Here is an 18,287-nt window from a genome sequence, read left to right as displayed (position 1 = left end):
CATGACCGACGTACCCGCCGACATCGTCCACGACCTCGCCCCGACGGGGTCGCTGCGCGCCAGCATCAACCTCGGCAACGCCGTCCTGGCCCAGGGCACGTCGCAGGACCCGAGCGGCATCACGGTCGACCTCGCCCGTGAGATCGCCCGCCGGCTGGAGGTCCCCCTCGAGCTGGTCTGCTTCGACGCCGCGCGCAAGTCCTTCGAGGCGCTCACGACCGGTGCCGCGGACCTCGGGTTCCTCGCCGTCGAGCCGGCCCGCGCGGAGCAGGTCGCCTTCACCGCTGCGTACGTCCTGATCGAGGGCGTCTTCGTGGTGCCGGACGAGTCGTCGCTCCGGTCGGTGGCGGACGTCGACCGCGCCGGAGTGCGGATCGGGGTGAAGGAGGGCTCGGCGTACGACCTCTACCTCACCCGCACGCTCCAGCACGCCGAGCTCGTCCGCGGAGGCGAAGGGGTGGAGGTGTTCGACGAGCAGCGTCTGGAGGCCGGCGCCGGGATCCGTCAGCCGGTGACGGCCTGGGCGGACGCGCACCCCGGCGTCCGGGTCGTCGACGAGGCGTTCATGCAGATCCGGCAGGCTGTGGCGACGACGAAGAACCGCACCCCGGAGACCGTCGCGTACCTCCAGCAGGTGGTCGAGGAGCTCAAGGCGAGTGGCTTCGTCCGCGAGTCGCTGGACCGCGCCGGGCAGGCCGACACCACGGTCGCGCCGCCCGCGTGAGTCAGCCGCCCGTACGGCGGGCGGCGGCCTCGTACTCGTCGGCTCGCTGACGAACCTCGGCCCGGGCGCGGGCGGGTGAGCCGCTGTCGAAGGGCGGCTGCGGGTCGTACTCGGTCCAGAGCTGGACGGCCTCGGCCGTGAGACGGTCGGTCAGCAGCTCGACGAGACGCAGGCCCATGTCGATCCCGCTGGAGACGCCGGCCGAGGTGATCACGCGCGCCTCCGGGTGCTCCACGACCCGTTCCGGCACGTACGTCGCGCCGAACATCGGCAGCAGGTCCGCGACGCGGTAGTGGGTGGTGGCCTCCAGCCCGTCGAGGAGACCCGCTGCACCCAGGATCAGCGAGCCCGAGCACACGGACGTCGTCCAGGTGGTTCGAGCGTGGATCTGCTTGAGCCACAGCGGTATCGGGCCGCGGAGGGCCTGCTCGGTGCCGGGACCACCGGGCATCACGACGACATCGGTCTGCACGATGTCCTCCAGTGCGGCGGTCGCGACGAGCGCGAGCGAGCCGACGTCGTCGGTCACCGCACCGGCGCCCTCGGCCGCCAGCGTCACGCGTACTCCCGGCGTCAGCGCGAGCATCTGGTACGGGCCCACGACGTCCAGGGCGGTGAAGCCCTCGTACAGCGGGATGACGACATCAGGCACGGCGACTCCTCGGACGAGCGGGCGGAACGGCACTCAGCGTGACGGCCGGCGCGCAGGCGAGGCAAGGACACGAACCCCAACGAATCGGACCTGCGCCGGGCGGGGTGTCAGCGCGGCCCACCATGATCAGGCGCATGGGAATGATCTGGGAAGGACGAGCGGTGTCCGCCGCCGAGCTCGCGCGGCTGCGGACGAGTCCTGAGTACCTCTGGCAGCTGCGCGAGTCGGGCGGCGAGCCACCGGCGGTCGTCGACCTGGACAAGGCCTGGCACGCCCTGCACTGGCTGCTCGCCGGCGACGACGCGCCCACCGATGACGTGCTCGCCGACGCGATCATGGGCGGCGTCGGGGTCGGTGAGGACACCGGGTACGGGCCGGCGCGCGTCCTGGAGGCGGATCGCGTCGCGGAGGTCGCCGCGGCCCTCGCACCCATCGACGTGCCGTGGCTCCGGGCCCGCTACGACCCGCAGCGCCTTTCCGAGGCCGAGATCTACCCCGACATCTGGGACGAGGACGACGTCTTCGAGGAGTACCTCGCGTTCCACTTCACGCTGCTCAAGGCGCTCTACGCCCACGCGGCGGAGCGGCGGTGTGCGGTCGTCCAGGCGATCACCTGACCCGCTCCCGCCGCGCGTCGTGGCCTCGCTAGCGTGCCGGTCATGACGGACCGGTCGACCACCTCTCGCGCCGCAGCCGCTGTCCCGACCGTGATCGTCCCGAGCGGCCGCGTGCAGCTGCACGACCGGCGTACGCAAGAGCGCTGGGACGTCGACGTCGCCCCGTTCCGGCTGGGCACCACGGCGGTCACCCAGGAGCAGTACGCCGCCGTCACCGGGCACCCGCCCAGCGTCGCGACCGGTGACGGCCTGCCGGTCGAGAGCGTGTCGTGGGAGGACGCAGTGGCGTTCTGCAACGCGCTGTCCGAGCAGGAGGGCGTCACGCCCGCGTACGACCTCGCGGCCGGGCCCGGCGGCGTGGTGCCGGTGCCCGGATCGCTCGGCTACCGGCTTCCGACCGAGGCCGAGTGGGAGCACGCGTGCCGGGCCGGGACGGTCGGCCCCCGGTACGGCGACATCGACGAGATCGCCTGGTACGAGGGCAATTCCGGGGATCGGATCCATCCTGTCGGGACACGCGTCCCGAACCCGTGGGGGTTGCACGACATGCTCGGCAATGTCTGGGAGTGGTGCTGGGACCTGTACGACCCGGACGTCTACGGCAGCTACCGGGTGCTGCGCGGCGGCGGCTGGTCGGACCCGCACTGGAGCGTCCGGGCCGGCGTACGACGGCGCAGCCACCCGACGTACCGCATCGACGACGTCGGGTTCCGCGTCGCGACCTCGAAGGACTGACCGTGCGACTGGAGATCGTCCCGCTGACCGACGCGCTCGTGAAGGACTGGCGAGCCATCCACAACCGGATCATCCCGACGGCACCGCTGAGCCGGGCCGAGGTCGTCGAGCGCGCCGGCCGCAACCACCTGACGCTCGCGTACGCCGACGGCGTCCTCGTCGGCAACGCCACCGTGCGGCCGCCGACGGCCGACGGGGTGGCCACGGTGATCGTCCGGGTGCTGCCCGGGTACCGCCGCCGCGGGCTCGGCGGTGCGTACCTGCGTGCGGAGCTGGCCGTGGCCCACGCGCTCGGCGCCCGACGGATCGAGACGGTCGTGCTCGCCTCGAACGGCGACGGCCTCGCCTTCGCGCTCGCTCACGGCTTCGTCGAGCACGACCGGTACGTGCTCCCCGGTGACACCGTCCCGTTCGTCGACCTGCACCTGCCTTCCTGACCGGCGCTCTTCTCCGGGCAGGGCCCGCGCCGTACGGTCGTGAGGACGACGACGTCCACCGCCGAGAGGACCCCCCGTGGCCAACCGACTCGCCGACAGCCTGTCGCCCTACCTTCGCCAGCACGCCGACAACCCGGTGCATCGCTAATCAGGTGTGGAGCGTTGGCCACCGGCGCAGCGGCCAGGAGTAGCCGCCGAGGACAATCGAGCGCCCTGATCGGCAGAGACTCGTCGAGGAGCAAGACATGGCCGCTTGGCCTACTGTCCGGTGACCTCCCCCCCCCGGCGAGGGACCAAAGGTCCGCCGGCGCCGGTTCAGATCATGGCAGCAGCGCCACTCCAGTCCGCACCACAGTCACGGAGGCAGCGCGGGTGACGCGGCGTTCGGCAAGATCCCGACAGTGCGGCTAAGTCCGCCACCCATGGCGCTGCCCGCTCTCGCACCTGACTTCCGCTTCCTATCCCGGCGCGACTCGGGTCCGCTACGTATGCAAACCACAACACGCCGGGACGCCACGCGCCGCACCCACTCTGTAACAGATAGATTCGTTACATGACTGACCTGACCAAAGTCTCCGAAGCGGATCTAGCGGCCCGCGTGCATGGGCTGCGGCACGAGCAACTTCGGCGGGCGGGCAAGTCCCACTTCTGCGGCAGGTGCGGCGATGTGTTCTATGCACGCATGGGCGCGCGGTACTGCTCGGGGGCCTGCCGGATCGCGGCCTACCGTGCTCGGGAGCGGGCCCAACGACCCACCGAGGGGGGCGCCCGATGACCGCCATCACCGACGCGCGCTCAGGAAGGCTTAGCATCCGAGCGGCGGGACGCACGGCGGCCGTCAGCCCACTGCGGTACCCGGGTGGCAAAGCCGCCTTGGCGACGTTCTTCGGCGACCTGATCGAGCGCCTCGGGATCGACAACGCCCGCTACGTCGAGCCCTACGCGGGCGGGGTGGGAGCAGGCGTCGCGCTCCTCCTCCAGGACCGCGTACAGCAACTCGTCATCAACGACGTCGATCCCGCTGTCTACTGCTTCTGGAAGTCCGTCGTGCAGCAGCCGGACGCGTTCGCAGCGCGCATCACCGACACGGCCCTGAACGTCGAAGAGTGGCGCTCTCAGAAGGCGATATATCGTGCGGCCGACGAGTCCGACTCTCTCGCCTTGGGATTCGCGTTCTTCTACCTAAATCGGACCAACCGGTCCGGAATCCTTAACGCCGGACCGATCGGTGGCGTCAACCAGACCGGCAACTACAAGATCGATGCCCGGTACAACCGTGCGCGGCTCGTCGAACGGGTCGCAGCGATCGGCGATCTTGCGGCGCGCATCACCGTCCTAAGCCGGGACGGCATGGCCGTCGCCCGCCAGTACCTGGATGACCAGGACGCGTTCCTGTACATCGACCCGCCGTACGTGGAGATGGGCGGCAGCCTCTACCTGAACGCGTTCACCCACCGCGACCACGCCGATCTGGCCCACGCTCTCGACGCGAAGCGTGACGGAAACTGGGTGCTGACCTACGACCCGTCAGACTTCATCCGGAAGATCTACAGCAGCCATGATGTCCGCGACTACGAGTTGAGTTACAGCGCGAATCGCACCGGGAAGGCTACTGAACTAATGATCGCGTCGAAGCCCGTCTCTGCTGTCCTCAGCGACCGCTGACGAAGCCAACACCCGGTGGAAAACTACGCCACCCACGAGCGCGCCGAGGTCCGCGAGTGGCAGGCTTATGACACTCACGTCCATTGCCCCTGGCCCCAATTTCAACTTCAACGTCAACTTCAACTTCAACTTCAACTTCAACTTCAACTTCAACTTCAAAGAAAAGCTAGCTGCTGCGCTCGGAAAATCCAGCGCCACACCTCTTCCGCGTCGGAGATAATTGCTAAGTCGTCCCTACCAAGGCGGTAGTTTCCGGCGATCCACTTCGAGAATACATAGGCTAGAGAAAGGTCAGCGGCCAAGGGCTTCAGGTGCGTTTCATCAAATCCCCGGTCCCTCAATTCTCCTAAAAGCGAACCACGTTCCACCCAATTCAGCCAATGAACTAGGAGCATGTCTGTCCGGTAGAAAGGAGAAGGATGAGTCTGCGAGTAGGATGCTCCGTCAATCGCCCACCCAAAAATACCGAGCGCCGTTGTCGCGATAAGGGCGGCTGGCAGGACGCGACCTGGCTCCGCAGCAGGGTCGGAAGATCCAGCGACGACATCCATTGCACCCATGTCGGCGATCAGTTCGTCCGTTTGGCTACTATTCCAGAGAGGCGCTTCCGAAAGGTCGATTTTTTGGGATTGCAGCACCTCTTGTAACCGCGAATAACGCGATACCATGCGCCCGCTCTTTGGGCGGTCGACGAGATGTGCGATCTCGTGAGCGATAGCCCACAGGAGCATGGACTCGACTCCCCCCGACTGTAGCCCGCCTTCGCCCCATAGATCGGCATCATGGGGCGCGTCGGCCTCCGCCGCAGCAGCGTCGAACAGATCGATGTCAATGTCCCTTAGAACGTACCTGGCGGCCGATGCACGAGATGAGCCAAGGTAGCGCCTGGCCTCCTCCTTGCAACCCTCGCCCACGAGATGGGACACGTCCGAATAGATCGTAGGAAACTTATCCCAAACGTGCGCAATTGAGTGGATGAGACGCACGAAACCATCACCAACAGCGATCACAGCAGATCGACTAGTTGGTTTGTGGCACTCGATAAGGGGATCAGACGATGCGAGCAGACCGCAGTATATGTCGCGAGAGTGCAGCGTCCCCGTCTCGTTTGAATAGTCGATCGATGACATCACTCGACCAATCAGCCGAGAATTGGAGTTGGCGCCAGGGTCGCGCCCACCGACGATTTGCCAGTCTCTGTCCGCAACGGCATCAACAGCGCGACTGTATTGATGATCGAACTGGCCACGAGAGTTCTTAAGGCGCCACATCTACTTCTTCTCCCCTGGAAATCGACTACACAGAAACACACCAGGCCTGGTCGAACTAAACTGCGGACATCGGCGAACCCTGTGACAAAACGCCACTAGGCCCCACTCTTCTTCCCAATGATCTCGATGACGATGGGTTTGATCTTCTCCCACGACGCATGAACTTCTCTTGCGTCAACGAAGTGGTCCGGCTCGTGATTTGCTGCGTTCAGCGCGTCCGCGGTTCCGGCGTACTGCTCGGAACCCATTCGCCCCTTCCTGTTAATGCCATTGATTAGCGCGGTCATCCTGAAGTTGGACTGGAAGTGGCGCGACAGCTTCTCAATGCAATTCCCAATTGTTGCCTTCGGTGGGAACGGATCTCCCTCGGCCTTAAAGAAATCCTTGATTGCACATTCGAGGATGGTTCGTAGTAGGTCGTGAGTCGCGTTTGGAAAATCGCGCACGTCGATCCGGCCGACTTCTTCAAAGCGTCGCCGCACCCCCGCGGACGTACCCGCGTACTCGAATCCAGTCATATTCAGCCGCGACTTCGTGTCCCCACGATTCGGCCCGCGCGTTGCCCCCGGCGCTGATTCATCCGTCTTCGGGTGGGCCTCACTGCCCCCCGACGACGCTCCTTTGCCACCCGTACCGCCCTCGTCAGCGGAGCCCGATCCGCGCGCGCCTTCTCCCGGCGCGGCAGCGCCACGCTGACGCTCGGGCTCAGGCCCAGGCTCGGCCGCATCGGAGCCAGGATCCTCACCGTGCATGATCCGACGAAGCCTGCCGACAAAGGCCTCGTGAGGGCCCTCATGCTTCGCGATCAGGTCAGGGGATCGGGTGTTGAGGGTGCCACTCTCCAGCCGTCCCAGCACATATAGGAGGGCACGCTGCTGCGCTCCGGTGGCATTCTTTGTCGGCAACAAGCCGTCGCGGTTGAAGTCGAGACCGAGCGCCGAGGAGAGTTTCTTCGGTCGGTACACGTACTCAAAGACCGTCATCTTCAGTTTGCTGGTGAGAACGAAGTCGCGCAGCGCGTCATCTGGGAAGTCGAGACTGCGAATCATGTCGCGCATCTCGCCCATCATGATCAGGCGCCGAATCTCTCCGGGTTTTTCAGCCGGATACATAATCCGTAAATCGTCCACCGATAGATCATCGGACAGTTGAGAATGAAAGAAGATCGCTTGCTGTTCGCGAATCCATGGCTCTTTCGCCTGGCCAATGTGGAGGCGAGCGAGGAGTGGCTGCGCTGCCGCACGGGATGGTGCGAGCATGACCCGGATTTGTGTTGGCGCAGGGTTTCCCGGGTAGCGACTCTTCAATCGCTCGACCTTCGCCGCCTCTGGACCAAGAAGTTCTGGACGCTGAATGACCTTCAACGCGGTGATGCGCCTGTTTCCTTCAAGGACAATGAGCCCCTTGCCGTCGCCTGCGGACGTCGCGACAGGAATCTCATTGTCGAGGTAGCCATCCCGGAGGATGCTGTGAATCAGATCAAGCAGTTTCGCCTCAGCAAGCATGTACCCGGCGATCTTTTCCTCTGCAAGGACGCCATCCATGGATGTCAGACCGTCGCCCTGACCCTCGCGGACTCGAACATTCAGTGGATCCAAGACAAGTTGCCCCAGGTCCGCCATCTCGATTGGCCACTGCAAGACTGCACCTCCGCTGCTTGGTCGGAACGTCAACGTATCGCCCCCGCAGTACTTCGAAGCCGACGACCCGCGTCGCACTCCGCGCCAACACAGGCACTAAGGCGACCAGCGGGGCTTAGCCTCGCTTTATGCGATGGTCTCTTTCCTGGCTCCGCCGCGTCCGGCCCACGAAGCTACCCGAGGTGTCACCCCTCCGACACCTGGCGGCCGTCTCGCTTGCCACCCCACAGCCTGGACGACGTCCGCGGCCCGCTGAAGACGCTGGTCGAGTTGTCCGCTTCTGCGGCCACGACCTCGCATGCGAGCCGGGCCGCCTCTTCAAAGCACGCCTCCTCCTGCCGCTCGACTCCGAGCGACTCCCCGTACGGTCGAGAGAGATGCGCGCATATATGACTGCACGAGGACGAGAGGATCCGATGTGACCAATCGACTCGCCGACAGCCTGTCGCCCTACCTTCGCCAGCACGCCGACAACCCGGTCGACTGGCGGGAGTGGGACGACGCGACGTTCGCCGAGGCGCGTGAGCGCGACGTGCCTGTGTTCCTGTCGGTCGGGTACGCCGCCTGCCACTGGTGCCACGTGATGGCGCACGACTCGTTCGAGGACGAGCAGGTCGCGCAGGTGCTGCGGGACGGCTTCGTCTCCGTCAAGGTCGACCGGGAGGAGCGGCCGGACGTCGACGCCGTCTACATGCGCGCGACGCTCGCCATGACCGGTCAGGGCGGCTGGCCGATGACCTGCCTGCTCACCCCGTCGGGCGACCCGTTCTTCGCGGGCACCTACCTGCCGAAGGCGCAGCTGCTGCAGCTGCTCGCGGCGGCGCAGGACGCCTGGACGAACCGACGGGACCAGGTGGTCGCGAGCGGCGCGAACGTCGCGGCCCAGCTGAGCGCGGTCGCCGTGCCGACCGGCAGTTCGGCCCTCGACGTGGACGTGCTCGACCGCGCCGCCGAGCAGCTGGGGCGCCAGTTCGACTGGCAGCGAGGCGGATTCGGTGGCGCGCCGAAGTTCCCGCCGTCGATGGTGCTGGAGTTCCTGCTGCGCCAGCACGCCCGTACCGGCGACGAACGCTCGCTGCGCATGGTCGACGAGACCTGCGAGGCGATGGCCCGCGGTGGCCTGTACGACCAGCTGGGCGGCGGGTTCGCGCGGTACAGCGTCGACGCCGACTGGATCGTGCCGCACTTCGAGAAGATGCTGTACGACAACGCCCAGCTGATGAGCGTGTACGCCCACCTGTGGCGGCTCACCGGCTCCGGCCTGGCTCGTCGGGTGGCGCTGGAGACCGCGGACTTCGTCGTCGGCCGCCTCGGCACCGACGAGGGTGCGTTCGCCTCGGCCCTGGACGCCGACACCGACGGCGTCGAGGGGGCGACGTACGCGTGGACGCCGGCTCAGCTGGTCGACCTCCTCGGTGAGGAGGACGGTGCCCGCGCCGCAGACCTGCTGCGGGTCACCCTCGGCGGCACGTTCGAGCACGGCACCTCCACGCTCCAGCTGCGGGAGGAGCCGTCCGACCCGGCGTGGTGGGAGCGCGTACGGCGGACGCTCGCCGAGGCCCGTGACACACGGCCCCAGCCGGCACGCGACGACAAGGTCGTGACGTCCTGGAACGGCCTCGCGATCACCGGGCTGGTCCAGGTGGGCATGCTGCTGGAGCGACCCGACCTCGTCGAGGCGGCCCGACGCTGCGCCCGGTACCTGCTCGACACCCACCTGGTGGACGGTCGCCTCCGACGCACCTCCCTCGGCGGGCGGGTCAGCGCGAGCCCCGCCGTCGCAGACGACCACGGCAACCTCGCCCAGGCCCTGCTGACCCTGCACCAGGTCGACGCCGACCCGCGCTGGGCGAGTGCGGCGTACGACCTGCTCGACACCGCGCTCGCGCGCTTCCGGGCCGACGATGGCGGGTTCCACGACACTGCCGACGACGCCGAGGCCCTGTTCGCCCGACCCCGCGATCCCGGCGACAACGCCGAGCCGTCCGGGCAGAGCTCCCTGGCTCACGCCCTGCTCACGGCGGCGGCGCTCAGCGGTTCGGAGGGCTACCGCGCCGCCGCCGAGGAGGCCGTCGGGGCGAGCGCGGCACTCGCCGGCCGGGAACCCCGCTTCACCGGCTGGACGCTGGCCGCCGCCGAGGCGCTGGAGGCCGGCCCGGTGCAGGTGGCGGTGTCGACGGACGGCGAGCCGAGTCCGCTGAGCCGCCTGGCGTGGCTCAGCCCGTCACCCGGTCTGGTGACGCTGGCCGGGCGCGAGGACACCGACGGCATTCCCCTGCTGGCGTCCAGACCGCTCGTGGAGGGCCGCCCCACCGCGTACGTCTGCCGAGGGTTCGTGTGCGACACACCGCGCACGGATGTCGATGAGGTGAAGTCAGCGCTCGGCGTCAGGGCGACCGTCTAGGGTGCCGCCTATGCGTGTGGGGGGTCCTGTCCTGGCGGCCGTGGTGACGGCCGCCCTCGTCGCGTGCTCCACCGGCGACGACGGAGGCGCGAAGCCGGACCCGAGGCCGAAGGCGCCGTCGGGCTCCTCGCAGGCGTCCGGCTCCACGGACGCCAAGAGCCCGACGACCGTCACCGTCACGGGGTCCGGCGACATCCTCATCCATGTCCCCGTCGCGAAGAACGCGCGGGCCAACGCGAAGGCATCCGGCCGCGGCGAGTACGACTTCGGGCCGATGTTCGCCGACGTCCGGCCGGTCCTGAGCGCCGCCGACGTGTCGATCTGCCACCAGGAGACGCCGATCTCCTCCACGAACGAGAACCTCAGCCGGCCCGGCTCGCTGGTCTACAACGTGCCGAAGGAGATCGCGCGCGACCTCAAGGGCGCCGGCTTCGACGGGTGCGAGACCGCGTCCAACCACACCTGGGACCAGGGCGCCCGCGGCATCACCTCGACCCGCGACCAGCTGACCGCCGCCGGCCTGAAGGTCGCCGGGCCGACCACCTCGGCGAGCGACCCCGGGATGCCGGCGGTGTACGAGGCGAAGGGCGTGAGGATCGCCAACCTCAGCTACACGTACACGATCCTCAACCAGTCCTCCCCCAACACCGACCTGCCGCCCGGCGCCCCGAACCTGAAGCGCTACCTGTGGCCCGCCCGGGGCGCGGCCGGCATCATCGCCGACGCCAAGAAGGCCAAGGACGACGGCGCGGACCTGGTCGTCGTGAGCATCCACTGGGGCACCGAGTACGTCCCGCAGCCGACCAAGGACCAGCGGTCGCTGGCCACCAGCCTGCTGGAGTCGCCGTACGTCGACGGCATCTTCGGCGCGCACGCTCACCTCGTCCAGCCGTGCACGACCGTCAACGGCAAGACGGCGTTCTTCGGCCTCGGCAACTTCCTGTCCAACCAGGGCAAGGGCCAGGCCGGCACGCTCAGCGACACCAACGCCGACGGGGTCATCGCCGAGCTGACGTTCACCCGGTCCGAGGACGGCCGATGGACGCAGCGGGCCTCCTACCAGCCGACGATGGTCGACATCCCCGGCAAGCACGTCATCCGGCTGTCCAGCGAGTCGACCAACCCGACGTCGTACAAGCGGACCACCACGACGATGAACAGGCTCGGGACCTGCAAGGCCACCCCGGTCGACGGCGGCTGACGTGCGAGGTGCCCGGGTCGCGCTGGTCGCCGCTCTGCTCGGCGCGTTGACCGCCTGCTCCTCCCCCGACGGGCCCGCTCCCCCGGCAGACACGGCCGGCGCCGCTTCCAGCAGCCGGACGTCCGCGACGCAGCCTGCCCGCGCGTCGGTCAGCCGACCGCCCACCGCCTCGGCCACGAGCCCCGCGCCGTCCCCGACCGCGGCGGCGCCCGCGTCGATCACGATCTCGGCCATCGGCGACGTGCTGCCTCACGCGGCGGTCAACCAGGACGCCGCGACCGGCGACGGGTACGGCTACGACGCGATGTTCGCCGCCGTGAAGCCGACCATCGCGCGGTCCACGATCGGCATCTGCCAGCTGGAGACCGCGCTCTCGGCCGACAACACCCGCCTCACCCGCAAGAACACCTTCAACTCCCCGCACGAGCTGGCCCGCACCCTGCGCGATGTCGGCTTCGACGGCTGCAGCACGGCCAACAACCACACCTGGGACGCCGGCCTGCGTGGCGTCCGCGAGACGCGGCAGGTGCTCGCGGCCCACGGCCTGCAGGCGGCCGGCCCGACGGCCACCGCGGCCGGTTCCGGCGCGCCGGCCCGTTACGACGCACCGCTGCGGGTGGCGCACCTGTCCCTCAGCTACAGCCTGATGAACTCCATCGAGGAGGACACCAGCACCACTCCCCCGGGCGCGCCCTGGATGCGGGACAACCTGTACGCCGCCCAGCGCGCCGAGGGGATCATCGCCTCCGCGCGGCGCGCGAAGGCCGACGGCGCCGACCTGGTGGTGGTCTCGTTGCACTGGGGGTCGCAGTTCGACCCGGCGGTCACGACCGACCAGCGGACCATCGGCGACGCTCTCCTGCGGTCCGGGGCAGTGGACCTGATCATCGGCGCCCACCCGCACCTGATCCAGCCGTGCGCGAAGATCAACGGCCGCTACGTGCTCTACTCCGTCGGTAACTTCCTCTCCACGCAGGGGACGGCGGTCGGTTCACCGGTCGGCGCGCAGGACGGCGTCGTCGCGACCGTGCGGTTCGAGCGCGACCGGGCCGGCCGCATCAGCCAGTCCCTGACGTACCGGCCGACGTGGGTCGACCGGGGTCACGGGCACCGGGTCGTGCTCGCGACGCCGACCTCCCACCCGGAGTCCTACCACCGCACCGTGGCGGCGATGTCGCGGTCGGGGTGCGATGCGAAGGTGGAGCCGTGACCGCCACCTTCCACGTCGACGACCCGACCGCACCCGCCCCGAACGTGCCGCGAGCGCTGGGCGCGCCGATCGTCCTGCTGGACCACACGGGCGACCGGGTGCTGCTGGAGCACCGCGCGGACAGCGACGTCTGGGGCCTGTTCGGCGGCGGGGTCGACGACGACGAGTCCGTCACCACCGCCCTGCACCGGGAGGTGCGGGAGGAGACCGGGCTGACCCTGGCCGAGCACCACCTGCTGGGCATCTTCTCCAACCCGACGCGCATCGCCGCGTACCCGGACGGCAACGTGCGACAGGTCGTCGCGGTGACGTTCATCGGTCGGCTCGCGCCGGGCGAGCTGCGGCTCAGTGAGGAGTCCCGCGCGGCCCACTGGTTCGGGTGGGAGGACATCCCGTGGGCGAAGATCGCCGCCACCCAGCACCTCGCGCTGCGCCGTGCCCGGATCTGGGTCGAGGGCGACCGCACGCCCTACGTCGAGTAGGCGGCGGTCAGAGGATCTGCTGGAGGACGTCCCACCCGATCTTGACGACGAACCCGCTGACCACGCACACGAACACCACCCGGATGAAGCCCGAGCCCTTGGCCACCGCCGCCCGGGCTCCGGTGTAGGCGCCCGCGATGTTGGCCAGGCCCATCAGGATGCCGATCGTCCAGACCACCGCGCCCTGCGGTACGAAGACGACCAGGGCGGCGAGGTTGGTCGCGAAGTTGGCGATCTTGGCCTTGGCGCTCGCCTCCAGGAAGGCGTACCCCATCAGGCCGACGAGCGCGAAGACCAGGAACGAGCCGGTGCCCGGGCCGAGCGCGCCGTCGTACATCCCGATCACGAAACCGGCGATGCCGGCGACGACGTAGTGATGATGGCCCGTGAAGCGCAGCGCGGTGTGCTCGCCCATCGTCGGCTTGAGCAGGGTGTACGCGCCGACGGCGATCAGCACGACCAGGATGATCGGGTTGAACGCCGACCGCGGGATGTGGGTCGCGATCACCGCTCCCACCAGTGACCCGGCGAAAGCCAGCAGCGCCAACGGGATCGCGGTCCGCAGGTCGGGTTTGACGCGGCGCAGGTAGGTGACCGAGCTGGTGGACGTCCCGCAGATCGAGCCGAGCTTGTTGGTGGCCAGCAGCTGCACCGGTGCCGCCTGCGGGAACGCGACCATGAGCGCCGGCAGCTGCACGAGGCCGCCGCCGCCGACGACGGCGTCGATCCACCCCGCGGTGAACGCCGCGACGACCAGCAGGACGAGCGTCAGGAGCGAGGGGTCGCTCATCGCGCGCCTCCTGCACGACCGACCTGACCTGCGGTGCACCGGTGTGCACCAGATGCCACGACGATCGTCAGGTCCACGAGTCGAGGATGGCGGGGATGTCGAGCAGCTGGTGCGCGGTGCCGTCCGGCGTCGCGGTCACCCCGGCGACCTGCTGGTCCAGCGGGATGTCCGAGTGCGGGATCAGGATCGCGCGCATCCCGGCCTGCTGGCTGCCGTACACGTCCTCGAACATGCGGTCGCCGACGTACACACACTCGTGCGGCTCCACCTCGACGGCGCGGGCCGCCGTCCGGTAGGCCTCGACGTGCGGCTTGGTCCACGCGATCTCGCTGGAGTAGACCTGCCCGTCGATCAGGTGGTCCACGCCGTCGCGCTCGAAGATGCCGCGGTGGTAGTCCCCCGACCAGATCGTGTTCGACAGCACGCCGACGCGCATGCCCCTGTCCCGCAGGGCCTCCCAGAGAGGCGCCACCTGCGGGTCGGTGTGCGTGTGGGTCTCCCAGTACGCGCGGTACGCGGCGAGCGCGGCGTCGTGCTGCGCGTGGTCGAGGTCGGCCCCCGCCGCGACCAGGATCTCCTCCAGGCGCGCTGAGACCTGCTCCTTGCGCACGTGCTGCCACGACTCGCCCTCGGCCGCGAGGATCGCCTCGCCCAGCGACTCCGCGAGCGCCGGGTCGGAGTGGATCTCTCGCGCGTAGACCTGCCACTGCTCACGCAGGTCGATCGCGTGCCACGGGGTGAGGGTGCCACCCCAGTCGAAGATGACCGCCTTGACGTCCGCCGCCATCAGGAGGCCGCCACCTCCGCGACGAGCTGCGCGACGGCCTCGTCCACGGGCACCTCGCGACGCTCGCCGGAGCGGCGGTCCTTGATCTCGACCTTGCCGTCGGCGAGGCCCTTGCCGATGACCAGGATCGTCGGCACCCCGATCAGCTCGGCGTCCTTGAACTTCACGCCCGGCGAGACCTTCGGCCGGTCGTCGTAGAGCACCTCGACGTCCTGCGCCTCCAGGCCGCGGACGATCTCCTCGGCCCGCACGAACACCGACTCGTCCTTGCTGGCCACCACGACGTGCACGTCGGCCGGCGCGATCTCGCGCGGCCAGATCAGGCCGTACTGGTCGTTGTTGTCCTCGGCGATGACGCCGACGGCGCGGGTGACACCGACGCCGTACGAGCCCATCGTGACGGTGACGAGCTTGCCGTTCTCGTCCAGGACCTTCAGGCCGAGCGCCTCGGCGTACTTGGTGCCGAGCTGGAAGATATGGCCCATCTCGATGCCGCGGGCGAGCTTCAGCGTGCCCGTGCCGTCGGGCGACACGTCGCCGGCGCGGATCTCGCCCGCCTGGATGGTGCCGTCGGCGGTGAAGTCGCGGCCGTGCACGAGGTCGATGACGTGCTTGCCGTGCTCGTCGGCGCCGGTGACCCAGGCCGAGCCCTCCGCGATCGAGGGGTCGAGCAGGTAGCGGATCGTGGAGGACTGCTCGCTGCCGAGGACGCCGGGGCCGATGTAGCCCTTCGCGAGCATCGGGTACGCGGCGAAGTCCTTCTCCTCGAACGGCTCGACCTCCGCGGGGGCGACCTTGACCTCCAGCCGCTTGGCGTCGACCTCGCGGTCACCGGGCAGGCCGATGGCCAGCGGCTCGCGGGTGCCGTCGGGGTGGACGAGCACGACCAGGACGTTCTTGAGGGTGTCCGCGCCGGTCCACTCGCGGCCGTCGGTCCGCGCGTGGTCGCGGTTGAGGGCGGCGACCAGCGTCTCGATGGTCGGGGTGTCCGGGGTGTCCTCGACGTGGGCGGCACCCGCAGTCACCTCGACCGGTGCGGCCTGGGGGACGACGACGGCCTCGACGTTCGCGGCGTACCCGTGCTCGTCGCGGACGAAGGTGTCCTCGCCGTTCTCGTTGACCGCGAGGAACTCCTCCGAGGCCGAGCCGCCCATCGCGCCGGAGTCGGCGTGGACGATGACGTACTCGAAGCCGAGCCGGTTGAAGATGCGGATGTACGCCTCGCGGTGGGCGTCGTAGGCCTTCTGCAGCCCCGCCTGGTCGATGTCGAAGGAGTAGGAGTCCTTCATGATGAACTCGCGGCCACGCAGGATGCCCGCGCGCGGACGCGCCTCGTCGCGGTACTTGTTCTGGACCTGGTAGAGCGACAGCGGCAGGTCCTTGTAGGAGGAGTACATGTCCTTGACCGCGAGGCAGAACATCTCCTCGTGCGTGGGGCCGAGCATCATGTCGGCGTCCTTGCGGTCCTTGAGCCGGAACAGGCTGTCGCCGTACTCCGTCCAGCGGCCGGTCGCCTCGTACGGCTCCCGCGGGAGCAGCGCGGGGAAGCGCACCTCCTGGCTGCCGATGCGGTCCATCTCCTCGCGGATGATGCTCTCGACCTTGTTCAGCACCTTCATGCCGAGCGGCAGCCAGGTGTAGATGCCGGGGGCGACGCGGCGGACGTAGCCGGCGCGGACCAGCAGCTGGTGGCCCGGCAGCTCCGCGTCGGCCGGGTTCTCGCGCAGGGTTCGCAGGAACAGGGTCGACATACGCAGTGCCACGGTGGTCTCCTCGATCGAATCGGCCCAGCGAGGATATCCGCCGCCCGCCGGTAGCCTCACCCCAGTTGTCCCTCCCGGTTGACTGCGAGCGCGCTCCAACGCCTAGCGTCGAGCGACATGACGACACCACAGCAGCCCATCGGATCGGGGTTCGGCCGGGACACGACCGCGCAGGAGGTCCTGCACGGCCAGGACCTGTCCGGTCGACTCGCCGTCGTGACGGGGGGCTACTCCGGGCTCGGGCTGGAGACGACCCGGGCCCTGCACGCGGCGGGCGCGCACGTCGTCGTCCCCGCCCGTCGCGTCGACTCGGCGACGGAGACGCTGTCGGGTCTGGACCGGGTCGAGGTGGCCGAGCTGGACCTCGGCGACCAGGACAGCATCCGGCGCTTCGCCGAGGAGCTGGTCGCCTCCGGACGCCACGTCGACATGCTGATCGACAGCGCCGGGATCATGGCCTGCCCCGAGACCCGCATCGGCCCCGGGTGGGAGGCCCAGCTCGGCACCAACCACCTCGGCCACTACGCGCTCGTCAACCGCCTCTGGCCGGCCCTGCGCGGTGGCGCGCGGGTGATCTCGGTGTCCTCGGCGGGTCATCGCCGCTCCGGGATCCGCTGGGAGGACCCGCAGCTCGAGACCGGTTACGACAAGTGGGTCGCGTACGGGCAGTCCAAGACCGCCAACGCCCTGTTCGCCCTCCACCTGGACCGGCTGGCCGAGGGCGACGGCGTACGCGCGTTCTCCCTCCACCCCGGCGGCATCATGACGCCGCTGCAGCGCCACGTCCCGCACGAGGAGCAGGTGCGGCTGGGCTGGGTCGACGAGGACGGCCGACCCGTCAACGCGGCCTTCAAGACGCCGCAGCAGGGCGCCGCCACCCAGGTGTGGGCGGCGACCTCTCCCCAGCTGGACGGGCGGGGCGGCGTCTATCTCGAAGACGTCGACATCGCCCGGGTCGTCCCGTCCGACGCCGACGGGCCGGGCGTCCGCGAGCACGCCGCCGACCCCGAGCAGGCGGCCCGGCTCTGGGAGCTGTCCGCGCGCCTCACCGGCGTCGACGCGTTCGCCTGAGAGGGCCGTCGCCGACACCTGCCGCTAGTGGCGCCCGGGCCCGCCGTCGGCGCCACTAGGTTGTGACCATGCCGACGACACTCCCGATGGCGCAGCACCTTGAGGGGATCGCGCTCGCGACGGCCCGGCTGGACGCGTACGCCCAGTCCACCGGCCTCGAGGCGACCGTCCCCACCTGTCGTGGGTGGACCGTCAGCCGGCTCATCGCCCACCTCGGGATGGTGCACCGGTGGGCCACCGCCATCGTCCGCGAGCTGCCGCGCCAGGACACCGAGCGGCTCGAGGAGGAGGGGCTGGAGACCGCGGACCCGCTCACCTGGCTCGGGCACGGCTCGGACGTGCTGCGCGCCTCGCTGCGCCGCGCACCGGCGGACCTCGACGTGTTCTTCTTCCTCAACGACGCACCCGCTCCGCGCGAGGCCTGGGCACGGCGTCAGTGCCACGAGACGACCGTCCACGCGGTCGACGCGCTCTCCGCCCAGCTCGGCCGCGTCCCCACCTCGGTCGAGGCGGACATCCCGCCCGAGGTCGCCGCCGACGGGGTCGACGAGCTGCTGAGCGGCTTCGCCACCCGCCCCGGCGAGGGCCTCACCTCCACCCAGCGCGTCGAGGTCGACGTCCGCGCTGTCGACACCGGCGACGTGTGGCGCGCCGTGGTCAGCGACGGGCCTCTGCAGGTCGTGCGCACCGGCCGGCCGCAGGAGGCCGACTCCGTCGTCACCGGCACCGCCGCCCAGCTCTACCTCGGCCTGTGGAACCGCGGCGAGGAGATGAGCTGCGAGGGCCGGGACGTCGTGAGCTTCTGGCGCGACCGGATGCAGGTGACCTGGGGCTAGCA

General features: G+C 69.2%; 17 protein-coding genes. 11 read left to right on the top strand and 6 right to left on the bottom strand.

Going from position 1 to position 18,287, the window contains the following annotated elements; all coding sequences use genetic code 11:
* Window position 1 precedes the first annotated feature (1 nt).
* Window positions 2–724: a transporter substrate-binding domain-containing protein gene (locus P4R38_RS03355; RefSeq protein ID WP_277191048.1), complete on the top strand. Its 723-nt coding sequence runs from the start codon at window positions 2–4 to the stop codon at window positions 722–724.
* A gap of 1 nt (window position 725) precedes the next feature.
* Here the strand turns inward: P4R38_RS03355 and P4R38_RS03350 are convergent, their stop codons facing one another.
* Window positions 726–1,376, bottom strand: a complete 651-nt coding sequence (locus P4R38_RS03350) for a DJ-1/PfpI family protein (RefSeq protein ID WP_277191047.1) — start codon at window positions 1,374–1,376, stop codon at window positions 726–728.
* A 134-nt stretch (window positions 1,377–1,510) separates the two neighbouring features.
* On the opposite strand from P4R38_RS03350, the gene P4R38_RS03345 reads away from it, so the two are divergent.
* The 4 genes from P4R38_RS03345 to P4R38_RS03330 all read left to right on the top strand — a co-directional run bounded on the left by P4R38_RS03345 (window position 1,511) and on the right by P4R38_RS03330 (window position 4,830).
* Entirely contained in the window at window positions 1,511–1,993 is a 483-nt protein-coding gene (locus tag P4R38_RS03345; RefSeq protein WP_277191046.1) for a YfbM family protein, read from the top strand.
* 42 nt (window positions 1,994–2,035) lie between these two features.
* A complete protein-coding gene (locus P4R38_RS03340; RefSeq protein WP_277191045.1) occupies window positions 2,036–2,728 on the top strand; it encodes a formylglycine-generating enzyme family protein in 693 nt (230 codons plus the stop codon).
* Between the two features lie 2 nt (window positions 2,729–2,730).
* Window positions 2,731–3,165, top strand: a complete 435-nt coding sequence (locus P4R38_RS03335) for a GNAT family N-acetyltransferase (RefSeq protein ID WP_277191044.1) — start codon at window positions 2,731–2,733, stop codon at window positions 3,163–3,165.
* 771 nt (window positions 3,166–3,936) lie between these two features.
* A complete protein-coding gene (locus P4R38_RS03330) occupies window positions 3,937–4,830 on the top strand; it encodes a DNA adenine methylase (protein WP_277191043.1) in 894 nt (297 codons plus the stop codon).
* Between the two features lie 155 nt (window positions 4,831–4,985).
* On the opposite strand, the gene P4R38_RS03325 is transcribed toward P4R38_RS03330, so the two are convergent.
* Together P4R38_RS03325 and P4R38_RS03320 are read right to left on the bottom strand one after the other, a co-directional pair.
* Window positions 4,986–6,101: a hypothetical protein gene (locus P4R38_RS03325; protein WP_277191042.1), complete on the bottom strand. Its 1,116-nt coding sequence runs from the start codon at window positions 6,099–6,101 to the stop codon at window positions 4,986–4,988.
* A gap of 95 nt (window positions 6,102–6,196) precedes the next feature.
* Entirely contained in the window at window positions 6,197–7,741 is a 1,545-nt protein-coding gene (locus P4R38_RS03320) for a hypothetical protein (protein WP_277191041.1), read from the bottom strand.
* Between the two features lie 418 nt (window positions 7,742–8,159).
* Here P4R38_RS03320 and P4R38_RS03315 point away from each other — a divergent pair, with 418 nt between their 5' ends.
* Genes P4R38_RS03315 through P4R38_RS03300 form a run of 4 tightly spaced genes read left to right on the top strand, consistent with a single transcriptional unit; the run spans window position 8,160 to window position 13,038 of the window.
* Entirely contained in the window at window positions 8,160–10,145 is a 1,986-nt protein-coding gene (locus P4R38_RS03315; RefSeq protein WP_277191040.1) for a thioredoxin domain-containing protein, read from the top strand.
* 10 nt (window positions 10,146–10,155) lie between these two features.
* Window positions 10,156–11,346: a CapA family protein gene (locus P4R38_RS03310; protein WP_277191039.1), complete on the top strand. Its 1,191-nt coding sequence runs from the start codon at window positions 10,156–10,158 to the stop codon at window positions 11,344–11,346.
* 1 nt (window position 11,347) lies between these two features.
* Window positions 11,348–12,556, top strand: coding sequence for a CapA family protein (locus P4R38_RS03305; RefSeq protein ID WP_277191038.1), 1,209 nt, complete (start codon window positions 11,348–11,350; stop codon window positions 12,554–12,556).
* Window positions 12,553–13,038 carry an NUDIX domain-containing protein gene (locus P4R38_RS03300; protein WP_277191037.1) on the top strand — a complete coding sequence of 162 codons (486 nt, stop codon included), beginning with the start codon at window positions 12,553–12,555 and terminating at the stop codon, window positions 13,036–13,038. Before P4R38_RS03305 ends, P4R38_RS03300 begins: the two co-directional genes overlap by 4 nt.
* Before the next feature lie 7 nt (window positions 13,039–13,045).
* On the opposite strand, the gene P4R38_RS03295 is transcribed toward P4R38_RS03300, so the two are convergent.
* The 3 genes from P4R38_RS03295 to P4R38_RS03285 all read right to left on the bottom strand — a co-directional run bounded on the left by P4R38_RS03295 (window position 13,046) and on the right by P4R38_RS03285 (window position 16,378).
* Window positions 13,046–13,828 carry a TSUP family transporter gene (locus tag P4R38_RS03295; RefSeq protein WP_277191036.1) on the bottom strand — a complete coding sequence of 261 codons (783 nt, stop codon included), beginning with the start codon at window positions 13,826–13,828 and terminating at the stop codon, window positions 13,046–13,048.
* A 67-nt stretch (window positions 13,829–13,895) separates the two neighbouring features.
* Window positions 13,896–14,615, bottom strand: coding sequence for an HAD family hydrolase (locus P4R38_RS03290; protein WP_277191035.1), 720 nt, complete (start codon window positions 14,613–14,615; stop codon window positions 13,896–13,898).
* A complete protein-coding gene (locus P4R38_RS03285) occupies window positions 14,615–16,378 on the bottom strand; it encodes a proline--tRNA ligase (RefSeq protein ID WP_277191034.1) in 1,764 nt (587 codons plus the stop codon). The genes P4R38_RS03290 and P4R38_RS03285 overlap by 1 nt, the downstream gene beginning before the upstream one ends.
* A gap of 117 nt (window positions 16,379–16,495) precedes the next feature.
* Between P4R38_RS03285 and P4R38_RS03280 the strand changes: the two genes are divergently transcribed.
* A complete protein-coding gene (locus P4R38_RS03280; RefSeq protein ID WP_277191033.1) occupies window positions 16,496–17,449 on the top strand; it encodes an SDR family NAD(P)-dependent oxidoreductase in 954 nt (317 codons plus the stop codon).
* A 68-nt stretch (window positions 17,450–17,517) separates the two neighbouring features.
* Entirely contained in the window at window positions 17,518–18,285 is a 768-nt protein-coding gene (locus P4R38_RS03275) for a maleylpyruvate isomerase family mycothiol-dependent enzyme (protein WP_277191032.1), read from the top strand.
* Window positions 18,286–18,287: the final 2 nt, after the last annotated feature.

Origin of the sequence: Luteipulveratus flavus, from assembly GCF_029439465.1 — a bacterium.
GTDB lineage: Bacteria > Actinomycetota > Actinomycetes > Actinomycetales > Dermatophilaceae > Luteipulveratus > Luteipulveratus flavus.
Note: the sequence above shows the minus strand (reverse complement) of the source record. Positions and strands in the feature narration are given on the sequence as shown.

What these genes read in the sequence shown, in the direction of transcription:
- P4R38_RS03355 (WP_277191048.1), top strand. Translation starts at nt 2, where the DNA reads ATGACCGACGTACCCGCCGACATCGTCCACGACCTCGCCCCGACGGGG.
- P4R38_RS03345 (WP_277191046.1), top strand. Translation starts at nt 1,511, where the DNA reads ATGGGAATGATCTGGGAAGGACGAGCGGTGTCCGCCGCCGAGCTCGCG.
- P4R38_RS03340 (WP_277191045.1), top strand. Translation starts at nt 2,036, where the DNA reads ATGACGGACCGGTCGACCACCTCTCGCGCCGCAGCCGCTGTCCCGACC.
- P4R38_RS03330 (WP_277191043.1), top strand. Translation starts at nt 3,937, where the DNA reads ATGACCGCCATCACCGACGCGCGCTCAGGAAGGCTTAGCATCCGAGCG.
- P4R38_RS03325 (WP_277191042.1), bottom strand. Translation starts at nt 6,101, where the DNA reads ATGTGGCGCCTTAAGAACTCTCGTGGCCAGTTCGATCATCAATACAGT.
- P4R38_RS03310 (WP_277191039.1), top strand. Translation starts at nt 10,156, where the DNA reads ATGCGTGTGGGGGGTCCTGTCCTGGCGGCCGTGGTGACGGCCGCCCTC.
- P4R38_RS03295 (WP_277191036.1), bottom strand. Translation starts at nt 13,828, where the DNA reads ATGAGCGACCCCTCGCTCCTGACGCTCGTCCTGCTGGTCGTCGCGGCG.
- P4R38_RS03290 (WP_277191035.1), bottom strand. Translation starts at nt 14,615, where the DNA reads ATGGCGGCGGACGTCAAGGCGGTCATCTTCGACTGGGGTGGCACCCTC.
- P4R38_RS03280 (WP_277191033.1), top strand. Translation starts at nt 16,496, where the DNA reads ATGACGACACCACAGCAGCCCATCGGATCGGGGTTCGGCCGGGACACG.
- P4R38_RS03275 (WP_277191032.1), top strand. Translation starts at nt 17,518, where the DNA reads ATGCCGACGACACTCCCGATGGCGCAGCACCTTGAGGGGATCGCGCTC.